Source organism: Gammaproteobacteria bacterium, from assembly GCA_029881255.1.
Classification (GTDB): Bacteria; Pseudomonadota; Gammaproteobacteria; order S012-40; family S012-40; genus JAOUMY01.
In genome coordinates this window covers 33228-54439 of the sequence record JAOUMY010000001.1, presented here as the reverse complement: position 1 = coordinate 54439, position 21212 = coordinate 33228, and the positions used below count along the sequence as shown (strand labels likewise).

Below are 21212 nucleotides of genomic sequence, written 5' to 3'. Positions count from 1 at the left end.
GTAACCTCGCCGAGGAGGATGCTATGAATCGCGCAGTTTTCTATCTTACTATCATCGTCGTGAGCATACTCTGGGGTGGCGCGCCTGTATTCGCAAGTATGCCATGGCTTCCACTTTACGCGGCGACGGTCGCGGTATGCGTGAGTATGGCACTAATGATTTCTTCGATCTGGTATGGCTTGCTTACCCGATCGACCATGCCGGCTTCTACGCATCGGCGTTTTTCCTCTGGTAGTGCATAGGCGGTTAGTCCGATAATGGTTTGTTCCGGTTTTATGCGCAAAATTTGGCGGGTACATTCGAAGCCATCCAATTCGGGCATCTGAATATCCATCAACACAATATCAATGTCTTCCGCCTCGCCTTGAACAAACAACTTGATGGCCTCTACACCGTTTTCGGCTTCGACTATTCGGGCACCTTCATTCTGCAAAATCTCTTTGAGAAGAAAGCGATTAACGGCAATGTCTTCAACAGCTAAAATCTTTAAACCGGCAAGTCGCTTCGAGCCTGTCCTGGGTTGAGAAATCTGCGCAGGCGCGTCAGTTACAGACAACGGCAGACTCACGCGAAAAGTGCTTCCCACATTCTCTGTGCTGTTGACGTCTATATTTCCACGCATCAACTCCGCCAGGTTTTTACTAATTGCCAGGCCCAGTCCTGTGCCACCGTATTGTCGAGTGGTTAAACCCTCCTCCTGTTCGAAGGCTTGAAACAGGCGGCTGAGCATTTCTGCGCCGATGCCAATGCCGGTATCGCTGACCTTGAACACGATGTTTTCACCATCGCGAGATACGTCTAATGTCACCTTTCCGCGCGGCGTAAATTTAATGGCATTGCTGACTAGGTTAAGCACGATCTGAGAAACGCGTAATTTGTCGCCTATTACCCAGGGTGAAACGTGCTCATCTATCGCAATGGTAAAATCAAGGCCCTTCTCCTTTGCGTCACGGTCTACTACAGCGCGGATATTTTCGATAGTCTGCTGTAGAGAAAATGGCGCAAGCTCAATCTTCAATTTTCCAGCCTCGATCTTGGAGAAGTCGAGAATATCGTTAATGATGGCGAGCAAGTGATTGCCGGCGTCCTGAATTTGGCCAAATAGTTGTTTGTCATCGAGTTCGTTTTCAGGTTTTGTACCTAAACGTGACAGGCCGAGTATGGCATTTAATGGCGTGCGAATTTCATGACTCATATTGGCGAGAAACACGCCCTTGGCATGAGATGCCGCTTCCGCCGAATCACGCGCGCTGGCAAGACTGTTGTTCGCATCTTCCAACTCCAGCGTTCGTTCTCTTACGCGCTCTTCCAGTTGGGAATTCAGTTTGAGTATTTCTGCTTCGGCGAGCTTACGCAGAGTAACGTCACGATTACTGGCTCTGCAACCGAGATATTCACCATCCTCGTTATAAACAGTCAGGCAATTATGTTCTAACCAGCGTTGTTCACCGCTTTTCGTGGTAATGCGAAAGTCGAAGCCACTGCCAACCGGACAATACTGTGATTTATTGCTCGTTTGTAAAAACTTCTGCCGGTCATCAGAATGCATGATTTGGTAAATCAAATTCGGGTTCTCGACAAATTCGTTCGCTGTATATCCGGTCAAGCGTTCGCAGGATGGTGAAACATAGCGCATTTCGCCGCCGGGCCCGACCCAGTATTCCCAATCATGCGTAAAGTTGGCAACTGTGCGATATTTCTCTTCCTCGCGACGTAACTGTTCTGTGCGCTGCGCCACTTGCGATTCAAGGTAGTAGCGTAGTTGAGCGAGTTCAAGATGGGTACGTACTCGGGCACGTACTTCATCAATGTCATAGGGTTTGGTAATGTAGTCGGCGGCACCTATTCTGAACCCGGAAATCTTGTGTTCGAGGGCGTTGGCGACAGAAATAAAGATGACAGGGATAGCGTTACCTAATGTGCTTGATTTAATTCGTCTACAAACTTCATATCCATCCATGCCTGGCATGACGACATCGAGCAGAACAATGTCCGGCGGTGAGTCGGAATTGACGATCTCCAAAGCCTTGGCGCCATTACCCGCAACCTGGATCTGGTAATCAGCTTTAAGCGCTTCGATAAGTTCGTGCAGGTTTTCCGGAACGTCGTCTACCAACAATACTTTGGGTAGATTCGTGTGTTTGTCCGGCAATCGAGCCTGTTGATGGGTGAGTTGACGTTGAACATCACGCAAATTTAGCTGTGTCCTGACGCGTAGTCGTAGAATATCAGGCTCCACCGGCTTGATGATATAGTCGACGACGCCGAGTTTAAGGCCTCGCGCAACATCTTCGTTTTCACTTAAGGCAGTGACAAAGACGACGGGAATGTCTGTCGTCTCTTCATTATTCTGCAACTGATCGAGAACGCTATAGCCGTCCATGTGTGGCATTTTGATATCTAGCAATATCAAATCAGGGTGTGGTTTTCGACGGGCCATTTCCAGGCCTTTTTCGCCAGAGGTCGCTGCGGTAATCGTGTACTCATCCCGTAGCACGCCCATCAGTGAATGTATGTTTTCAGCTACGTCATCAATAATTAGAATGTTTGGACGATGAAAACGATGCTTCATTACGCGTACTCCTCCGCTTGCGCATTGAGTTGGTGTTGAAAATTCGTTATGAGTGTTTCTGCTTCATCCAGATCAAAGGTGTCTATGAGTTGCGCGATCTCGTTTACCGCAGTTGTCCATTGCGCATGATCGATGCCAGAACGTAGACGTGAAAGCAGGTTTTCCACAGCGCCCAAATCATTGGACAATACAAAACTCAGTTCTCGCAATAAGTCCTGGATTTCATCGGGCTTCAATGCCTGTATGGCCATAGTAGGTTCAGGGGATGGTGAAAGAGAGTCAATATCAGCTATCACTTCCTGAAATCGCTGTTCAAGATTGTTCAACAAGTTCTCGTCAGGTACGCGCAGTCGCTTCAATAGCGCGTCAGCTTCACTTAGCACCTGGTGTAGTCGCGTCGCGCCTATGTTTCCCGAAACACCTTTAAGTGCATGACAATACAGCTCGGCCTCCTGTGCGCCTTCTTCTTCAATGAGTCGACGCAACTCTGTTACCGCATTCACATAGCGCTCGCGAAAGCGTAGCAACTGCCGTCTGTAAGCATCGCTTTTTCCACCTATGCGGTGTACGCCTCCGATAGCATCAAGGTGTTTGAGGGCGAGCAGATCTTGAGAGATGTTGTTATCATGAGGTACGTCGACCCGTTTCGCGTTGGTTTTATTGTTGCGAGGTAGCCACTTTGCAAGAACGTCCATCAGTCTTTCCGGTTCAACGGGCTTAGTGACATAGTCATTCATGCCGGCATCGAAACTGCGTTCAGCATCATTCAGCATCGCCAAGGCCGTCATGGCAATAATCGGAAGTTGCGCGAGATGTGAAAAGTTAGGCGTCTGACCCAAAGCGCGTATCTGACGTGTGGCCGTCATACCGTCCATGACGGGCATTTGTATGTCCATTAAAACGCAGTCATAGTTTCGCTCCTGTATCATGCGAACTGCTTCTTTTCCGTCCCGCGCCTCGTCAACCTCAATGTTTTCGCTACGCAAAAGTTCGCCGGCGAATTCACGATTTATTTCGTTATCTTCTACCAGTAATAGTTTGATTCCAGCGAAGTCATGACTGCGTTGTATGCGGCGGGTCGTATACGACTTGTCATGGTTTTCCCAGACTCGTTCACGCCCTAGCGCCGTCAATGTCGCGTCGAGTAAAGACGACGGAGAGACAGGTTTGACCAGAAAGCCGTTAGCACCGGCGCGTTCGGCCCCGAGTAAGACGTCTTCTCTACCATACGCTGTCACCATGATAAACTTGGGAATCTTGCCGCCTGGATTTTGCCGACGAAATTTGTTCATGACCTCGTCTCCGTTCATGCCGGGCATGTGCCAGTCAAGCAAGACCAAATCATAGGGTTGCTGAGTTTCCAGACGCGCCAGAGTTGCCGCGCCACTCCGCTCAATATCAATTTCCATCTTAAACTCACGTAACATTTCAGCGAGGATCTCGCTTGAGACTTCATTATCATCGACGACTAGCGCACGCATGTCTTTGAGCAGAGGACCTGCCTGGTTGGCAACGGCCTGACGATGGCTGTTTTGTGCCTGTGGCGCAATACCCAGAGGCATCATGAAACAAAACGTTGTGCCATGATTAGTCTCTGAGCGTTCAACCCAAATACGCCCGTTCATCATTTCAACAAGACTTTTGCTAATGGCCAGACCCAGTCCGGTTCCACCAAATCGACGCGTGCTTGACTGGTCCGCCTGCGTAAATTTTGTAAACAGACGTGATTGCAGTTCTTTAGACATTCCGATTCCGCTGTCCTCCACGCATGCGCGTAGCGTCAACTGAGATTCATCGGCACTGTCGGCGTGAAAATACAGGGTGACCTGTCCCTTCTCTGTAAACTTAACCGCGTTGCTACACAAATTGATTAAGACCTGCCCAATACGGAGTGGATCGCCAATAAGTGTCGGCGGAATATGCGTATCGTATCGAATAAGAAACTCAATCTCCTTCTCCGTTGCTTGCGGCGCGATGATGTCGGTTACCCGCTCCAGCACATGATCCAGGCCGAATTCAATACGCTCGATATCGAGTTTTCCGGCTTCTATTTTCGATAGATCTAATATGTCATTAATAATACTTAACAGTGAATGCGCTGAGGTGCGTGCTTTACCAAGCTGATTGCGCAGATTGGGGGGAAGTTCGTTACGCAGCGCCAGGTAAAGCATGCCTAGAATGGCATTCAATGGAGTGCGCAGCTCGTGACTCATGTTTGCGAGAAAATTGCTCTTTGCTTCACTGGCAGATTCGGCAATATTCTTTGCCTCGACTAATGCTTGTTCCGCCTGTTCTTTTGCGAGCTGGTCCCAACGCGCGACAATAATGCGGCCAACTGCCTCAATTACCGGTTGCAAGGTTATTAGCATGGTCTCGTCATAACCATGCACACGATTGGCAAGCCCGATTTCGCCGACCATTTTCTCGCCATACCAGACAGGTATGCCAAGAAAATTATTCAGCACAGGGTGGCCTGTTGGTGTGCCACCCTGACGTGGGTCATTGGCAATGTCATTGGAGATAACAGGTTCCCGATGTTTTATCACATGGTTAAATAAATTATCTCCGGCATCGCGACGAAACATAAATCCTGTGCTGCGATGTTTTTCAAAGAATGCCAATGTGTTCTCATCTTGCGGAATATTGTAAAAGGCGTAATCCTGAAGGAATTCGCGATGTTCATAATCCTGTTGGACATCGCCAATGAATCCCAGGTCGCTATCGGTTAGTTCAACAAACTCTTTGACTATCTGTCTAAACAGTTCAGCAGGGTTGGGCTCACGTATGAATTGCGCCTGCATGCGACTAATGGCTTCAAAAAGACGATTCTTGGTTGCGATATCATTCGTTCGTTCTTCAACCAGTTTTTCGAGATGATAGCGGTGTTGTTCAAGTTCAATTTCGACCAGTCGGCGTTCGGTGATGTCTTGTATCGTGCCCACCGAGCGTAAAGGTAAACCTTCATCATCGTAATAGGTTTCGCAATACTGATGTACATACTTTATGCGTCCGTCAGGCATAAGCAGACGATGATCAATATTGAACACCGCCTTATTGCTTATGGAGCGTGCATAGACTTCTCGGACATAGTCTCGTTCATCTGGATGAACGATTTCGAGAAATTTGTCATAGCTAATGGATTGTTTGTTTTCGCGTTTGATTTCGATGATACGTAGTGCTTGATCCGACCAGAACAAGGTGCGACTTGGATAGCGCATTTCCCAGTCCCCAAGTTTTGCGATGCGCTGTGCTTCTGCAAGACTGTTTTCCTTTTGTGATAGAGCCTCATGGGAGTTAAGTAGTTGATGCTCACGTTCTGACAGACGATCGAGCATGCGATTGAATTGCCGGGCCAATGTTGCCGCCTCGTCGTCACCCTCCACTGCGGCACGCTTGTCCGCCTTACCCTCGTGCACTGCGTCTGCCGTTGTTTGAATAGCGTATAGGCGGTTGGTCATTTTTTTTGCCATTAATGCCGCTAATAAAGACCCTATCAAAATAGCCGCCAGGGTATAGTAAAGACCGTCGCGAATGATCGCGTTGAGTTCGGCGTCGGTGATCTCCTGGCCAATGCCAATGCGTACCCAGCCAACTTGCTGATCTGCCAGAATGGCGGGCGTTGCGATATCAACCAGATCACGGCTGCGACTGAGTATCGCCTTAGTAGGATTCAGTGGGAGATCAAGAACCGCCTGTCCGCGGCGCGTTGGATCTGTGTGCGCAAAGACTTCGCCATCCAGCCCGGTCACCATGGCGAATTTCAGTTCGGGATAACGCTTCTGGGCATCAACAATTTCTTGTATGCCGGCAAAGTCCCGCGCCTGTACCCATATGGCTACCGAAGTCGCCACGCTTTGTGACAATGCTGACGCCAGACGTGTTTGCTGGCTTAGTATCATTTCCTGCTGTCGTACAGTTAAATCCCAGATAAAAAGACTCATCATAACCGCATGTATCGCGGCAACGCTGAAAAGTAGTCTTCGCCGCAGATTTCCTGCTAGTGCCTTTTGTATAGCATGCCACATTAGATTTTTTCCTCTACGAGTCTGACGTTCTTTTCAAAACTTTCAACAAACTGTCGGACCTTGTCGTAGCTGTCATCGTTGGCGGCATGAAAACGTGCAGTTTCCATCCCCTTAAGGATGCGTAGCCCTTCATCTGTTTTTTCCAGGGAGGTCAGCAACTCTCTTACCCGCATGCGAATTTCCGAAGGTATATCGTTGCGCGCCATTACAGAGTTATTGATGAGTGGTGGTGTTTCCCATATGACCTGTAATTGCGCAGCTTCTTCTGGGTGATCTTTTTGAAACGCTCGCCAGGGTGGTGGCCAGGTGGCGCCCGCGGCAGTCTCTTTCAAATAGACATTCATGATGGATGACTCTTGCGAGCCGACATAATGATTAATGACATCTCGGGTGGCGTTGAGTCCGTTGTCGTGAAGAAATTGCTGCGGCATGATGCACGCTGCTAATGCTGTAGGTGAGGGATAACTGACGGCTTTGCCCTTGAGGTCGCGAGGTTGATGAATATTTCCATCCTTACGTACGATGTAAATACCTTTAAAGTCCTCGGCGTCACCTGCCATGGCCATAACGGAGTAGCCAACTTTCATAGCCTCTAATGTTTGCCACGGATTAGGCAGCAAAAACTCTGCTTCCTTATTGCGGAACTTCGCTTCATAGGCCTGATAATCACGGGATGCTTCGACCTGAAAACGTACGGTCTTTACATGTTCATTTAGATAGTCGATGAGCGGTTGATAGGATTCGGTTAGCTTTTTGGGATTGTGTAAGGGGTGAATCGCAAATCGATAAGTAAGGATTTCGCTTTTGAGGGCTTCGTTGGCGTATTGTGGGCCTTCGGTTCCAGTCTGTTGATTATTACAGCCAAGTAAGGCAAGTATAAGCATGGCAAAAAAAATTACACTGCGATGTTTATTTGAGAAATCGTTGTAACTATCGCCAACTGGAAAGGGGGTGGGTTTCATGCACAAGCTCCTTTTATGATGAAATAGAAAGTGCCCGATCCTGCGGTTACAGATGCAAGCAAATAAGTATTATTGTGTATGTCCCCACAAAAACCATAAGTTGGAGTGTTGTTATAGGTTTACAAGTTATGTTCAAGCCAGAAAGTCATATCGGCGAGACCACAGCGTTAAACGCCAATAGATATATACTAGAGGGTGTGTTCAGTCGTTAAAAAAGCATCGTATTTAACAAATATTTACAAATTACGGCATCAGGAGTGTGAAATGGCGGAAATTAGGCTGTGTCAGACGATATCTTTGTCGATGCGAGGCTTCTTGGTACGCAACTTTGCAGCAAAATAGAATACGACGACGCTTAACGCCGTTGCCAGCCATAGCTTAACGGTGTAGTAGCCCACGAATAGTAAATTCTCAGAAAATGACCGGGAGTCATTCTCGATATTTTCCTGTAAGGTGATATTAAAAAGTATGACGCCTACGATTTGCGGAATCAGTGCTCCCGTCAACAAGTAGTCGCTGAAATATTGTAAGCGCCAGAAAGGCGTCTGTTGTCCCCGGTGCTTAAGCGTGATGAGCAAGGTGCAAAGCAGCAGTGGCCAGGTAATCCAGCACATCAGTATGAACGCATCCCAGGCACCGCTGCTAATATGGCCGCTGATATTGAGCGTCCATGCGGACAGGGCAATTGTAATCAGCCAGAACATCTTTTCTTCCAAAAAATTCAAATAATGTCTGAATTTGTTTCGTTTCTCAAATGTTATTTCTCATTCAATACTCGCCATCCTCATGGCTCACTAGACATATCTGCTCTGGAGTGTCGCTTAGAAACGACGTTATAATTCAGGGAAAAAGTACGGTAACGACTGCGCATGGCTTTTACAACCGTCACGGGGAGCGCGACGATCAACTTAAAAGGGATGTTATGACATTGAATAGTAGATTTAGAAAGTGTGGCCTGCTATGTATGCTTTTTGCCTGTTTTCTCATTTCAACATCGAGTCTCAGCGCTGACGCCGATACCAGTTCCCAGCAAGAAGTGCCCATAGCGCTCGCTATCAGTGGCGCGATCAGTCTCGGTGCCTATGAAGCCGGATACAACTGGGCGCTCATCAATATATTGAAGAAGATAAAGCAGCAAGGTTTCCAAAATCGTAATTATCCCGAGTTAAAAGGTGTGTCGGGCACGTCCGCCGGGAGTGTAAATGCTTTGTTCAGTGCCATGGTGTGGTGTATGGACGAGAGTAAACTGGCTGCATTGCCTGGCGTACTTTCGAATGTCGACAAGCAGAATCTATTTGAAGCGTTATGGTTGAAAACCGGTATCAGGGAGTTGATGCCAGAGAATGATCAATATGAGGAAGACGAATTTCTGCTGTCGCGGAAATTTCTGAATCGCGTTCTTGAACTCCTGCAGACGCATATGGATAAGGATATCTGGCAGGATGGCTGTGAAGTGCCCCTGGCATTTGTCATGACCAGGGTCAATCCGGATAAAGTCGAGCTAAAAGGTATTTCGCTCAGTGTCTCCCGCGTTGCCGTTAGTTTTCGGCTAAAGACGCTGCGTGAAAAGGGCAAGTCACGCGCCGTATTTCTATCGAATACCAAAAATACAACACATCCCTTGATAGGGCGCGTGGTATATCCGGTAGGTGTAAGGACGCGCGATGGACACAATATTCCAGTCGAAACCATTGTTGAATTTGCAAAGGCCTCCAGCTCTGTGCCCGGCGCCTTTTCCGCGATTCATCTCGACTACTGTTTGCCGGATGAAAATGCCAGCTCATCTGGTGTCGATGATCCACGTTGTCCAGCCGCGCATATGCAGGTGCGCAGCGGAAGCTTCAAAGATGGCGGTTCATTCGATAACAAACCGCTAGGCCTTGCCAGCGCGATTGCCGAGCCCTGGCAATATGATGTCGATACGCGCAGCCGTTACGAACAGGAAGGACGGCGCTATAACTATATTTATATGGAGCATTCCAATCTGCGTGGTGAGGAAAACCAACGCCAAAGTAACGAACATGCGGGAATAGTCTCTGATGGTCTGATCGGGCTGGCTCAATATATGGTAGGGACGACGGCGTCTGCGGGAGATCAGGAGTTATTTAATCTCTATCGTCGCGGTGACTGGTCAGCCAATACCCAAAGCGCAGTGGAAGCGACATTGGCCAAGCTGGAGAGTACAGGCGCCAGCTTTGGTGAAATTGATTTTGACGCCCTGTTCCAAACATTGAGCAACACCGGATTGATGAATGCCTGTCGTATAGCGCTGGATAATGATGTGCATTCGCTGACCGCATACTGTCTCGCCTTTGAAAGTGCCGTGCTTGAGTCCATGTACCGGGGATTCCGTGTCAATATCGAGCCGGACAGATCGCCTATTTTTGGCAACTGTCCCGGCTACCTCATGAATTCAACACATCGCATCTCGTCAGATATCGTGATGAAACAACGCCAGCGTGTTATCTGCATGTTGGAAAAAGTCGCAGACAAGCTCGGTGAAGATTCGTTGAAATTGCGTGTTGCACGTCTCAATGAAAACAAGTTTTCCGATCGCGTCTTGTTTCGTTCCGATCGTTATGTACCATTGACTGGAAGTTTTCTTGGTCATTTTGCTGCCTTTCTTGACCCGTATTTTAGGGAGTTTGACTACTATGTGGGTGTATTCGATGCCTTATTGAATCTGTCGCAATACTATTGTTCGAAATCCGGTAGTGAAATGCAGAGTCAGTTGTTATCGGGATTTGAAAAAGGCGGGCGCACGGAAGCCTGTACCCCCGCTTTTTTTCGCGCGTACTTTGATATGCTCGGCTTCGTCGATGTAAGAAAGGCGTCATTTCTGTTCCAGCGCTTTGTTAGGCTTGAGAGACTCAATACCGGTGCTCAGCAAGCCAGTTGGCGTTGGCTACAGGAGCGAGGTCTAGGTAACTGTCACAGTACATTAGTTGACGCCTTCCAGGCGAGCATCGATCAACGGTGTAAAGGCATCAAGGCTGGACCAAAACGTAAATCTTGCGAAACACAGGCACGCCAGGATCTCGAAACCCGTGTCTACGATGGTCTCGCGCAAGGCAATAATCTTGCGTCTCACGGAGTTGCAATTTTTGTGGACACGACTTCGGCTGCGACGTGTTCAGTGGATGATCATAGCGATGATCAGTATCGCAAACTCGACCTGATTTTCTCGGCGCTGATTGATCTTGACGATCAGGGAAATTATAAAGGTGCGGCCGATTTCAAGCCTTTTCTTGCCAGGCTGAAGAAGCGTGGGTTTGTCGATGACAGAACCGATTCGGAAATTCGAACTATTATCAATAACAGTGATGGTTATGTACTGACCTGGTATCAACCACTGTTGAAAAAAATCAGCGACAGGATTATCGATATTCAGGATAGAGAAGCCGAGGTTCTTGCCCAGGCGCGACGGGACAAAAAGAAAGGGGTTGCTGGAGAGCAGATCGTTAAGACAGTGGATACGATTTCATTTCTGGCCATACTCATGGGTAACTCACTGGCGGGAAATAATAAGAAACGGTCGTGGACGCAATCTACCGCGCCGTACGCTAACTACAATCCCATGCACCTGGTTCTACCATATGAGGCGAACTACAACATCTTGAGTGGTGGATACGAGTTTAGCTGGGAGCCTAGCTATCGTCTGACCGGGCAGCATCATATTAATCTGAGGTTTACGCCGCTTGCTGGTCGACGTGTCAACGGTGCCTGGGAACCATATTACCAGGCCAGTGCGAATTACGATTTTCGGCGTTACAGCGTAATGCTTGGGTCGATGGGTGCGGGCTTGACCTTTAATATGCAACGGTCAGAATCCGAATGGTTACCTCATGGCGATAAAAATGTGGGTTTTCGCGTCTACGCCAATTTGCTCGCAAATAAGATCCGCGTGAGTTATGGGCAGCGTAACTTTGGCGGTGACTGGTTTGGTGACGATGCCTATATAAACGTTGGTTTGATTGATTTACCGGGAACGACGTATTGGGCGGTGAGGGCAGGTTATATCAATACCAGATCACTAGCGAAACAGTTGTGGCGCGTGGTTTTTTAAACGCGACCAGATTGCCTACATCGAGACCGATAACCACAGCCCCATGTTGTTTGATGAATGGATATAGGGTAGAAATTGCGCGCGGATTTTTCTTGAGTGACGAAGCGAATGCGTGCTGTCGAAACGCTCCCGGTATTCTTTTCCACGTTTCAGCACGATATTCGCGACCAGATAGCCGGTCGCCAGCCCCAGGGGATAATCTCCGGCCCAATGCACGCCGTTGATTATCATTGCCAGGCCTATCATGGAGGTTAAGGTGTAGCCGACTGGCTTGATGTATTTGTATTCAGGGTAGTTGCCTGCGAGTATGTGGGTTGTGGCCATGGCCGTCGCCATATGACCCGCAGGCATAGCGTCATATTTTGCTACGTTATAGGCATAGTCAATCTGGTTTGGAAATAAATCCCAGGCACCGCCTGCTTCTGTTCTTTGAAAAGGTGATTCGCGTCCAAAACAGCGCTTCATAATCTGAATGAGTATACCGGTAGCCAACACGCCTTCGGCCACCTGGCTGGCGGCATTGCGTGCGCGATTGTTGTCATATATTGCGCCATATGTTGCTAGCCCGGAATAGATGGCGATATGCATCGGTGCATCACCCATGAAGTACAAAGACGATACCAGGTTTTGTGGAATCCGAAACGGAATATCAAAGCCGCCGACAGATGGATCAAATACGATGCGTGCCTCGCGTCCGTGTTGCGTGTCGGACAGAATTCCCCATTTATGCGCAAGACGCTGGACATGTTGAGTAATGGCTTCATCATGAGCAACCAACAAAAGTGTTGTTGCGGTCAAACCAAGCAGTGGCAAGGCGTTGTCGACGGGATTGATTTCAGTTGTAAACTGACCAAGATCATCCCAGATATTTCCCGCCAATTGGCTAAACGAAGGAGAGGGCGGGTAATGTTGTGTCGATGCTTCCTGCGTGGCCAGCGTGATAGTTGAATACGCTATGCATAGCATAGAGAGAAATGTCTTCAGAATAATCGCCACCGAAAAAATCTTATGTAGTTAGTCGACACGAGGGATTATAACAGTCGTTACCGACGGCGAGATAGCGAAGTAACCGCAATTCGAGTGGTTAAATCATGAGACGAAAAAAACCAGAGAAGCTATAAAGCGAGTTCTCTGGTAATTTTGACAGGGAGAGGAGATCTTATCGATTCGCCCAGTCGTTATTGATGCCCAAACGGCTGGCTTCTTGTTTGACTTTACTCTTAGTGCCGGTTGATGAGTATGATACTCCGCCATCGTCATAGAACTTAGTCGATAAGACCACGACGCCACCGATAATCAATACTACAGCTGCATAAAAGACAAATTGTTTCATTGTAGACTCCGCCTGTTTCGAGTTTTCCTTATATACCCCTGATGTCGTCCTGCAACGCACTAAACTCAAGGGGTAATTGGCGTCAATGAAGGTAGAAATTGTGATAGGGTTCTCAGTTTATTCATTTGTACGTAAAATTGCGTTTAATACCACGGAAAAAATGATAGAAAAATGCGTCTTTCTTTGTTTAAGTGTCGGGTTGCCCTCGTTGTCTGGCTTCTGTTTACTCCGGGATCGCTTTTCGCGGCTAAGCCGATCGCGTCCTTCGATTACTATGTGCTGGCCTTATCCTGGCAGCCAGCGTTTTGTGAATTTCATCCACAGAAGAAAGAATGTCAGGGAAGCTCGACCGATGTTTTCAGTGCTGAACAGCCTGCGCTTCATGGTTTGTGGCCGAATCGCCTCAATGATCCCAAACATCGCTACGCGTATTGCGCGGGTAAAAAGGCTAAAGGCGACTGGTGTGAGGACAAAATCGCGGTTGATCATGCCAAGCTGGAAAAGTACATGCCTGGCGTCGCTTCGTGTCTGCAAAACTATCAGTGGCGTAAGCACGGTAGTTGTAGCGGACTCACGGTTCAGGACTATTTTGAAACCTCAATAACGCTGGTTCAGGACTTCGCTACGACCGCTATAGCGCAGGAAATTCGGCGAAATATAGGTAAAGTGGTTAGTTCTGAATTGCTATTACAACGTTGGAATGAAAATAATAAACAATCTGATGGTGCGATAGAGCTGGTGTGTCGTCGTCACAATGGTAAGGCGTATTTGCTGGAGGTTCGCATCGCTCTGTCACGCGAGATAGAATCGAATGCGTCCTTAAAATATACCTACAACGCTGGTTTTAAAGGCGCGAATCGGGGATGTGGCAAAAAGATTTATATTGATGCGGCAGGAATTGGAAACTAACCAAGCAACTTTGAGCATGAGCCGCGAGTACCGGTGTTGAATATATTTTGCCTGGGCCAAGGTAAATATCACGTCCCTGTGATAGCGCTTCCTTGAGTAAACTTTACACCTGCTGCTCTACAAAAATCTTCTGGTCATCCTCTAGGGATTTTTCCAAAGCTTCACGAAACTCGGTGATCCGTGACAGAATCGAAAGCACGGTTCTTTGTAAATCATTTACCGGAATGTTTCCGTATTCGTCAGGCAAAACAGGTTCTATTTCGGCAGTCTGTACCGGAGTAGAACTGCTTTCACTAAATCCTTTTACGTTCTCAATCTGCTGATCCGTAAAATGACTGAAGTTGAAATTCTTAATTAATTCATCGCCGAGATTCAAGCTGGCGGCTATTTCCTCGGCGCTTTCACCGTTGTCAAAACGATCACTGGCGTCGGTTAGCTGGCCAACGAGTTTGGAAATAGATGCCTTCTCTTCGTCGCTCAGGTCGCCCTCAACAGTGATTTTTACGTCTATGCTTTGGGTATTCTCGCCACTGCGTACGTTAACCTGAGACAAGCCTTCGCCATACGATACGCTGCTGTTTGTTTGCTCATTTAACTGTTCCAAGGAGATGGTAACTCTATCGCCATCGGCGGTTTCAATTTCAAATTGCGTTGAAACTGAGGTGCTAATACGTTCACCCTGAAATAGTAGTGCCGATGTGTTATCCGGGTGACCGTTCAGCGGTGCATGTTGATACGCGCGGTCAAGCAAATCGCGAACATCCCGTATACTTGATTGAGTGTCTTCGTCGAGTTGACCAAATACACCAAAGATGTCGAGCGCGTCGCTGTATCCGCTATCAATTTGTTTGCGGATATCATATGCGGCAGCAGGGATACCCATTTCGGGCGCCAGCTTGCGCATGGCATGATTGGCCAGTTGAATGATTTTATTAACGACGCCTGCCGCACCGCTGGTCTCATGACCAAAGCGTTGTTCATTTAGCGCTGGCGTTAACTGGTAGTTTTCATTTATACGTTTGCCCATATGTTGAGCAAGAAACTCGGTGGCTTGCGACGGGCGCAAGGTGTTTAGAAACAACTTGTCCAAATGCGGCGTGCTCTGTGAGCCGCCTTCGCGATTGACATCTGCGCGAGTCTGCAGACTGTCAGCCGATTGTCTGGCCTGTCTTTGGATTTCCGTGTCCAATACCGGAGAGTTATAAATTTTCATAATTCTCGAAACTGTCGCCTAGTTCTCAGAAAAAATGACTAAAGTCCTTACGTCTATAACGATTGTCGACAGTCTGGCGAAAAGCTTTAGGTTTTTTTTTCAAGAAAATACTGAAAGAAATATGCTTGAAAAACGGTAGCTTAAAGAAAATGCATGTAATACGATTGCTAAATGATGAAAAATCAGGAAATTTTCTTTTTGCAAAGATCCAGATTGGGGATGATGGCGTGTTGTCCGTCGACCAGGATGTAGGCGATAGCAATGGCGTGAGTGTTGGGTGGGCGGGTATCTTCCGTTACGTTGTGCATGTTTGCCTGAATACTACGTGGAAATTGTGATGCGGGAATCGCGAACAGTTGATTGTCTTCAGGGGTGCGAACAATCACGGTAATAGTAGTGTTGTCGCCGGTATGCGCCCGGCGTCGCTCGTCGTATACGGGTAGATCCCTGTTTGACCAGTGGACGAATTCTCGGCCGTCGTCCGAGAGTAGAACGCTAGTTTTGACCACTTCGACGATGGCGCTGTTTGGTATCAGCAGATGGGTTTTCCCCTGCGTCACCAGACTGCAAGGGACTTTCAATGCGTGGTCCATTTACGCGTTTCCTGTTTCGTCCTCCAACAGACGGTGGATGTAACTCAATAGCTGATTTTCCTGATATGGCTTGCCGAGAAAAATATCCACACCGGCTTCATCTGCAGCCTGCTTGTGTGCCTTGCTGGTGCGCGAGGTGATCATGATAATTGGCGTATCGGCATGTGCCGGGTGCTTACGAATTTCCCTTGCCAGTTCCAATCCATCCATGCGCGGCATCTCAATATCCAGCAGGAAGAGATTCGGGCGGGTGTGTTCGAGTATCTCCAGGGCTTCTACGCCGTCTTTCGCCAAAACCGGCTCGAAGCTATTACGCTTGAGAAAACGCTCGGTGACTTTTCTCACGGTAATAGAGTCATCGACAACCATAATATGCGGGCGTTGGTTTGTTTTCTCTTCGATGGAGTCATCGGCGATCGGCTTGGCGACTTTCATGATAGCCATCCGTACCAGGGCAGGTACGTCGAGTATCAATGCAACTTCACCGTCGTTCAATATGCTCGCACCGCTTATGCCGTTAATCTTCCCGAGTTGTGGCCCGGTCGGATTGATCATGGCGTCTTTGATGTCGAGAATTTCATCTACTTGTAGCGCCAGTCGAATACGATTGCTGCGCAGCAGTATCACCGATGCAACTTTATTGCTCTCCGGCAATACAGGCGGGGAATCGTTGAGTAAGGTACCCAGATACCAGATCGGATATTCCTGTCCTTCGACATTTAATACCGGCTTGGGCTGGCAGTAGGTGCGCACCAGACTCTCGAGATCTATAGGGCGCGTACCTTCCACGAGGTTTTGTGAAACCGCGTACAAGGTCTCACCACAGCGGCACAATAGAGTTTTGTTTAGCGTCGAGGTAAAAGGTACACGTACCGTGAACGTCGTACCTTTGTCTGCTTCGGTGTGTACCAGAATCTCGCCACCCAGTCTTTGTATTTCACTGTTGACTACATCCATACCAATACCGCGACCGGCCAATTGGCTGATGTCATTGGTGGTACTAAAACCCGGTTCGAAAATGAACTGTGTTAATTCATCATCACTCAGCTTGTCGTTCTCACGTATCAGTTCTCTGGCCACGGCTTTCTCGAATATGCGACGGATATTGATACCGGCGCCGTCGTCGGAAATATTGAAGACAAGATCGTTGCCATCGCGATCGAAGGTGAAATCGATCTTGCCAATTTCTGGTTTGCCTTTCTGTGCGCGTTGCTCGGGTGCTTCGATACCGTGGGCAATGGCGTTACGTAACAAATGTTCGAACGGGCTGATCAAATGATCCATCATTGCACGATCAACAGCGCCTTCCAGGCCGTGTAAATGTAGTACGGCTTGCTTGCCGGTTTCACGACATGCCTGACGCACAATCATATTCATACGATGGGTCTGGTCGGCAAACACCGTCATGCGAGAGTGGATTAATTCATCGCTGAGTTCTGAGTGCAAACGGCTTTGTTGCTGTATAAGTGTGTCTGACTCGATAGCGACACGCGTCATGGCATTGTGCAGGTTCTCGATATCGCCAACATTTTCCATGAGTCGCTGAGCGGCCTGCTGGGATTCGCTGAACTCTGCCATGTCCAGTTCATCATTGCTATTGCTCGCGCCACCGTGCCCGAATTCAATGTCTCGCAACTGCGATTGAAGGCGACTGATTGCCGCATCCATTTCCGACAGATAGTTGAGCATATCTGAGATATGGCGAGCGGTATCATTGATGAGCGTGCTTTCTGCTTTGGTTTTTTCGACCAGACTGTCGACGGTTTCCGCCGCGATACGCATGGGTTCAGCCTTGCTGCCAGGTTTGGCTTCGACAGGCTTGCGGATGGCAACAATCGGCTTTTCAACGACTGGTGCTTTGCTGACAGGCGCCACGCTTACCGGTGCCTCTTCGACGATTTCGGTTAAAACTGGCGGACTGTCCTCGGTATTGAGTGCTTTTTCCAGCTCAGCAACAATGTCTTCTTCCGAACCTGAATCTTCTACAATGGCCGCGAACTCGCGCGCGGCCTCGTCGCTGTCATCGATACTTGTTTCGCTAGAAACATCGCTGCTAATGTCGGTAGTAACGGTATCCTGAAAGAGTTCGTCTTCGGCATCTATGCTTTCACTATGCGCTTCGTTTTCGACGAGCTCCGCGATTTCAGCTATTGCAGCATCTTCGATTTGCGAGTCTTGGGTGTTGTCAGCCACAGGCGTCGTAAAGTGGTTGATCTGGTCCATCAATTCAAAAGGAATGCTGAAGTCGCTGCCATGTTGCAATGCTTCGACGATTTCCGTCACGCTATCGAACACATTGTGCATCATGCCGAGTAGCTCTGGCGTAATGACGTGCAGGTTTCCTGCAAGTCGTTCCAGTAAGGATTCTGTTGCGTGAGCGATGTTACCAATCGCTGTTATTCCTGCCATGCGCGCGCCACCTTTCAAGGTGTGCAGCAAGCGCTTGAGGGCGTCGATGTTTGCCTCATCGGGTATGTCATGCACCCACTTGGCGAGCAAATTATTAGACTCGTGTACCAATTGTTGCGCTTCTTCGATAAATATATCGATGAGCGTAGAGTCTTCCTCTGAATCGAATGCATATTTTTCCGCGGTGGATGGCGCGTCATCAAATTCGACCATAGTGGTTGCAGGCTCAGCGGTTTTTGGTGCGACCACTTCCTCTTGAACGGTTTCGGCGGCCTGCGGTTCTTTCACCTCTTCCGGAATTTCTTCTATTGCTTCAGGACTTGTTTCAATTTCCGCTTCCGTTGTTATCGTCGCTTGTTCCGTTGCGTCGGACTCAACTTGCTTTTCGCTGCTCGGAGTAGCAGCCGCTTTCTCGGCTTGCTGCGGCTCTTTGTCGAGTAATGGACGGGTAAACAGCTCGCGGGTGGTTGCGCTGTACTCTTCTAATATGTCGAGGGTGTCCAGAGTGATGAGGCCATTACCCTCGACCAGATTCTTCATATAGCGCAGCAGTAAGCCAGTAGTCTCAGCGAATTCACTGGGCTCGTCTTCGGAAATCGTGATGCGCTGTAAATCTGCAATGACTTTTGACAGTGGACGCGCATTGGGGTCCGAGTCGCGACTTTCGTGGTAGTAACGAATGCACGAGTCGAGTTGATCGATCAGGTCGAGAACGACGCCGGTCGCGCCCTGCACAGTGATCTGACTTGCGCGTGCCTCCTCGGTGATTCCCATATTGGCTTGAGTCAAGGCGTCAACGGGTTGCGAGACGTGTCTGGCGGCCTGGTTAATCTCTTCTGAAAGTGAGATGGCCTCTTGAATAATGGTGTTGGCTTTCAGCGGGGGAGGAGCTTTGCGCTGGAAGTTACTTAATAAGAGGTGCAAAATTTCGTAGGCATCTACGAGTAATTTCAACCCACGTTGTTCTAACTGGATCGCGCCGGTAGAAACGCGATTGATGTATTCTTCAATGGCAGCCGCGAACTCGCTGATATCGGTTGCGCCGGCAATACGACCGCTGCCTTTGAGCGTGTGATAGATGTGACGAATATAATTCAGCGCGTCACGATTATTGATGTCACCCTTGAGGGTTTCCAGATAACGCGCCAGCTTTTGGGTTTCTTCTTCGGCCTCTTCGGCAAAAATCTCAGCGACTTCATCATCTGTTTGATCCACATCGACAGGGATGTATACCTGCGATTTATTATCACCAGAACGTGAGGCTTTCGCCTTCGTAATATTGGTCACCACACTTTCAAGAGAAGGATGCTTGCGTTCGGATTGCTTGGGTTCCTGAACCGCATAGCCGATAGCCGCGAGATTTTCGCGGGTGATGGCGAGTATGGTATGCAGCTGTGAACGCCCCTCTGTAACACCTTCTAGAAAATACTCCAGACCAACAATCGCCTCGGCAAAGCGGTCCAGGGTTATTTCATCGGGAGTGGCGGTTTCATCCAAAAGATTTTTTTGTGCGAACGAGATCAGGGCCTGAGTCAGTCGGGCGGCAAAAGGCTGTGAAATTATCACCAGACATCCGTGAACTTCATTGAGTAACTGGGGAATATTCTGTACCAGCGCGTGTCGTGAATTACTCGCAAGAAAAGCGGTTATGTCTTTCTTGACCTGCCCCAGGTTTTCGCGGGCCTGGTGTGCAGCCTTTTGGATGAAGAGGCGATACTCGGTTCCAGGCAGACGATTGATCGGCTGATTGCTGGCGGTATCCATATTTTCCTCCGCGTGACTACGCTGTCGGCGACGTTCGTTGAATTTGCCCGGCTGGTTTCGCACACGTCGTTCATTGCCAATGTTGTTGATGACCGACTCGATATGCAGGATCGTCGATGCGAGTGACATGATGTCATCACGGGTAACGCCGTTTTGTTTTAGCTTCGATTCGAAAACTGATATGTGAGTGGCAAGTGTTTGTCGTTCCTTGCCCAGGCTCATCAAACTCAAGGTATCGGCAATATGTCGCAGTGGCTGAACGATGCTGTTTAATTCCACACTATTTTCAGCGCCACTGAGGATGGACTTATTTTGTCCTCGAACGTATGAGTCAACGACCGTTTTGATGTTGCTGAGATTTTTGTTGAGTTCGCGGGCGATGGCCGCAAAAGTCTCAGTACGCGGGGCTCGAATATTGTCACGCAGGTTTTTTAAATCGGATTCGTCGAGAGTGATCTGGCTAAGGCTATAGGCCTTTTTCAAGGTGCTAACTCTTTCCCCACGACTGCTTGCATGCGCAATGTAAAAAAGAATATTTTTTAACAATTCCGTGGGCGGATTTTTCTCGATGTATTCAAATTCACCGTTGGCAACCAGTTTGATAAAACGATCATATTGGCCGAGCAACAGACGTATAGAAACATTGGTGCGCAAACCCTTGTCGACCAGTGCCTCTACCAGGCCACCGGCGATCCACCACAGTTGGCGTAAGCGCGGCGTCATCGCCGTTGATTCGAGATTACGGATGACGAGTTTAATCTGCTGCAGACTCAAGGTGTCTTTGGAATTGCGGAACCACGTTAATAAGGCGGCGTGGAAATACGGGCGCAATGATTTGGCCGTGTGGGCAAGTGATTCCTGTTTGGCTTCGTCCATCAAGACGTCATCGGGAACGCGGGGAACGATGGACAGATTGGGTAAAAACAAAGAGCTTTCAGTTAATAATGGCTCGTTACGTGCGGCGCGCAAGTCATTGATGATCGGTAGCAGGGCCTGTGGCGAGTCATTCGGGGTACGGCTCAGTCGGTCGAGATAGCCTTCCAGAGCGATGCATGCCTGAACCAGGGATTCATAGGCGTCTTCGGGCTTGTTGGTCAGTCTCGCCAAGAGGCTGCGAACGGTGCGCTCCATGTCCTCAATCAGGAGCGAAGCCCCATATAATTCAAGCATGTGAAATGCGCCGCGCGCCAGTTTCAATTGTTCAAGAATCGGCAGTAATGGCTCGAAATTGGTCAGGCTGTGACCATAGGCCTCAAGGCAGTTCTTGATTTCTTGTATTGTTTTGTCCAGCTCTGGTTTTACCCAGGAAATAGGCTGCTGGTGTTCTTTCCTATCGGCTGCAATTGTCACGCTAAAGCTCCCCGTA

The 21212-nt window shown here is 48.6% G+C and carries 11 protein-coding genes; 2 read left to right on the top strand and 9 right to left on the bottom strand.

Going from position 1 to position 21212, the window contains the following annotated elements; translation table 11 throughout:
• Window positions 1–115: 115 nt before the first annotated feature.
• The 4 genes from OEZ43_00225 to OEZ43_00210 form a co-directional block, all read right to left on the bottom strand.
• Entirely contained in the window at window positions 116–2572 is a 2457-nt protein-coding gene (locus tag OEZ43_00225; GenBank protein ID MDH5543982.1) for a response regulator, read from the bottom strand.
• Entirely contained in the window at window positions 2572–6597 is a 4026-nt protein-coding gene (locus OEZ43_00220; protein ID MDH5543981.1) for a response regulator, read from the bottom strand. The genes OEZ43_00225 and OEZ43_00220 overlap by 1 nt, the downstream gene beginning before the upstream one ends.
• Window positions 6597–7559, bottom strand: a complete 963-nt coding sequence (locus OEZ43_00215) for a phosphate/phosphite/phosphonate ABC transporter substrate-binding protein (GenBank protein MDH5543980.1) — start codon at window positions 7557–7559, stop codon at window positions 6597–6599. Before OEZ43_00215 ends, OEZ43_00220 begins: the two co-directional genes overlap by 1 nt.
• Window positions 7560–7843: 284 nt before the next feature.
• The gene (locus OEZ43_00210; GenBank protein MDH5543979.1) at window positions 7844–8263 is read right to left on the bottom strand and encodes a hypothetical protein; all 420 of its coding nucleotides are present in this window, start codon (window positions 8261–8263) and stop codon (window positions 7844–7846) included.
• 218 nt (window positions 8264–8481) lie between these two features.
• Here OEZ43_00210 and OEZ43_00205 point away from each other — a divergent pair, with 218 nt between their 5' ends.
• Window positions 8482–11625 carry a patatin-like phospholipase family protein gene (locus OEZ43_00205; GenBank protein ID MDH5543978.1) on the top strand — a complete coding sequence of 1048 codons (3144 nt, stop codon included), beginning with the start codon at window positions 8482–8484 and terminating at the stop codon, window positions 11623–11625.
• Window positions 11626–11640: 15 nt separating this feature from the next.
• Here the strand turns inward: OEZ43_00205 and OEZ43_00200 are convergent, their stop codons facing one another.
• Window positions 11641–12621: a phosphatase PAP2 family protein gene (locus OEZ43_00200; GenBank protein MDH5543977.1), complete on the bottom strand. Its 981-nt coding sequence runs from the start codon at window positions 12619–12621 to the stop codon at window positions 11641–11643.
• A gap of 163 nt (window positions 12622–12784) precedes the next feature.
• Window positions 12785–12958 (bottom strand): hypothetical protein, encoded by a 174-nt coding sequence (locus tag OEZ43_00195; protein MDH5543976.1) that lies wholly within the window; start codon window positions 12956–12958, stop codon window positions 12785–12787.
• Between the two features lie 171 nt (window positions 12959–13129).
• On the opposite strand from OEZ43_00195, the gene OEZ43_00190 reads away from it, so the two are divergent.
• A complete protein-coding gene (locus tag OEZ43_00190; GenBank protein MDH5543975.1) occupies window positions 13130–13867 on the top strand; it encodes a hypothetical protein in 738 nt (245 codons plus the stop codon).
• 103 nt (window positions 13868–13970) lie between these two features.
• Here the strand turns inward: OEZ43_00190 and OEZ43_00185 are convergent, their stop codons facing one another.
• From OEZ43_00185 to OEZ43_00175, 3 genes are all read right to left on the bottom strand, one after another.
• On the bottom strand, window positions 13971–15080 hold the full coding sequence (locus OEZ43_00185; GenBank protein ID MDH5543974.1) for a hypothetical protein: 1110 nt from the start codon (window positions 15078–15080) through the stop codon (window positions 13971–13973).
• A 182-nt stretch (window positions 15081–15262) separates the two neighbouring features.
• Window positions 15263–15673 carry a hypothetical protein gene (locus tag OEZ43_00180; protein MDH5543973.1) on the bottom strand — a complete coding sequence of 137 codons (411 nt, stop codon included), beginning with the start codon at window positions 15671–15673 and terminating at the stop codon, window positions 15263–15265.
• Window positions 15674–21196 (bottom strand): response regulator, encoded by a 5523-nt coding sequence (locus OEZ43_00175; GenBank protein ID MDH5543972.1) that lies wholly within the window; start codon window positions 21194–21196, stop codon window positions 15674–15676.
• Between the last annotated feature and the right edge of the window lie 16 nt (window positions 21197–21212).

What these genes read in the sequence shown, in the direction of transcription:
- OEZ43_00195 (MDH5543976.1), bottom strand. Translation starts at nt 12,958, where the DNA reads ATGAAACAATTTGTCTTTTATGCAGCTGTAGTATTGATTATCGGTGGC.
- OEZ43_00190 (MDH5543975.1), top strand. Translation starts at nt 13,130, where the DNA reads ATGCGTCTTTCTTTGTTTAAGTGTCGGGTTGCCCTCGTTGTCTGGCTT.
- OEZ43_00185 (MDH5543974.1), bottom strand. Translation starts at nt 15,080, where the DNA reads ATGAAAATTTATAACTCTCCGGTATTGGACACGGAAATCCAAAGACAG.
- OEZ43_00220 (MDH5543981.1), bottom strand. Translation starts at nt 6,597, where the DNA reads ATGTGGCATGCTATACAAAAGGCACTAGCAGGAAATCTGCGGCGAAGA.
- OEZ43_00205 (MDH5543978.1), top strand. Translation starts at nt 8,482, where the DNA reads ATGACATTGAATAGTAGATTTAGAAAGTGTGGCCTGCTATGTATGCTT.
- OEZ43_00215 (MDH5543980.1), bottom strand. Translation starts at nt 7,559, where the DNA reads ATGAAACCCACCCCCTTTCCAGTTGGCGATAGTTACAACGATTTCTCA.
- OEZ43_00180 (MDH5543973.1), bottom strand. Translation starts at nt 15,673, where the DNA reads ATGGACCACGCATTGAAAGTCCCTTGCAGTCTGGTGACGCAGGGGAAA.
- OEZ43_00210 (MDH5543979.1), bottom strand. Translation starts at nt 8,263, where the DNA reads ATGTTCTGGCTGATTACAATTGCCCTGTCCGCATGGACGCTCAATATC.
- OEZ43_00225 (MDH5543982.1), bottom strand. Translation starts at nt 2,572, where the DNA reads ATGAAGCATCGTTTTCATCGTCCAAACATTCTAATTATTGATGACGTA.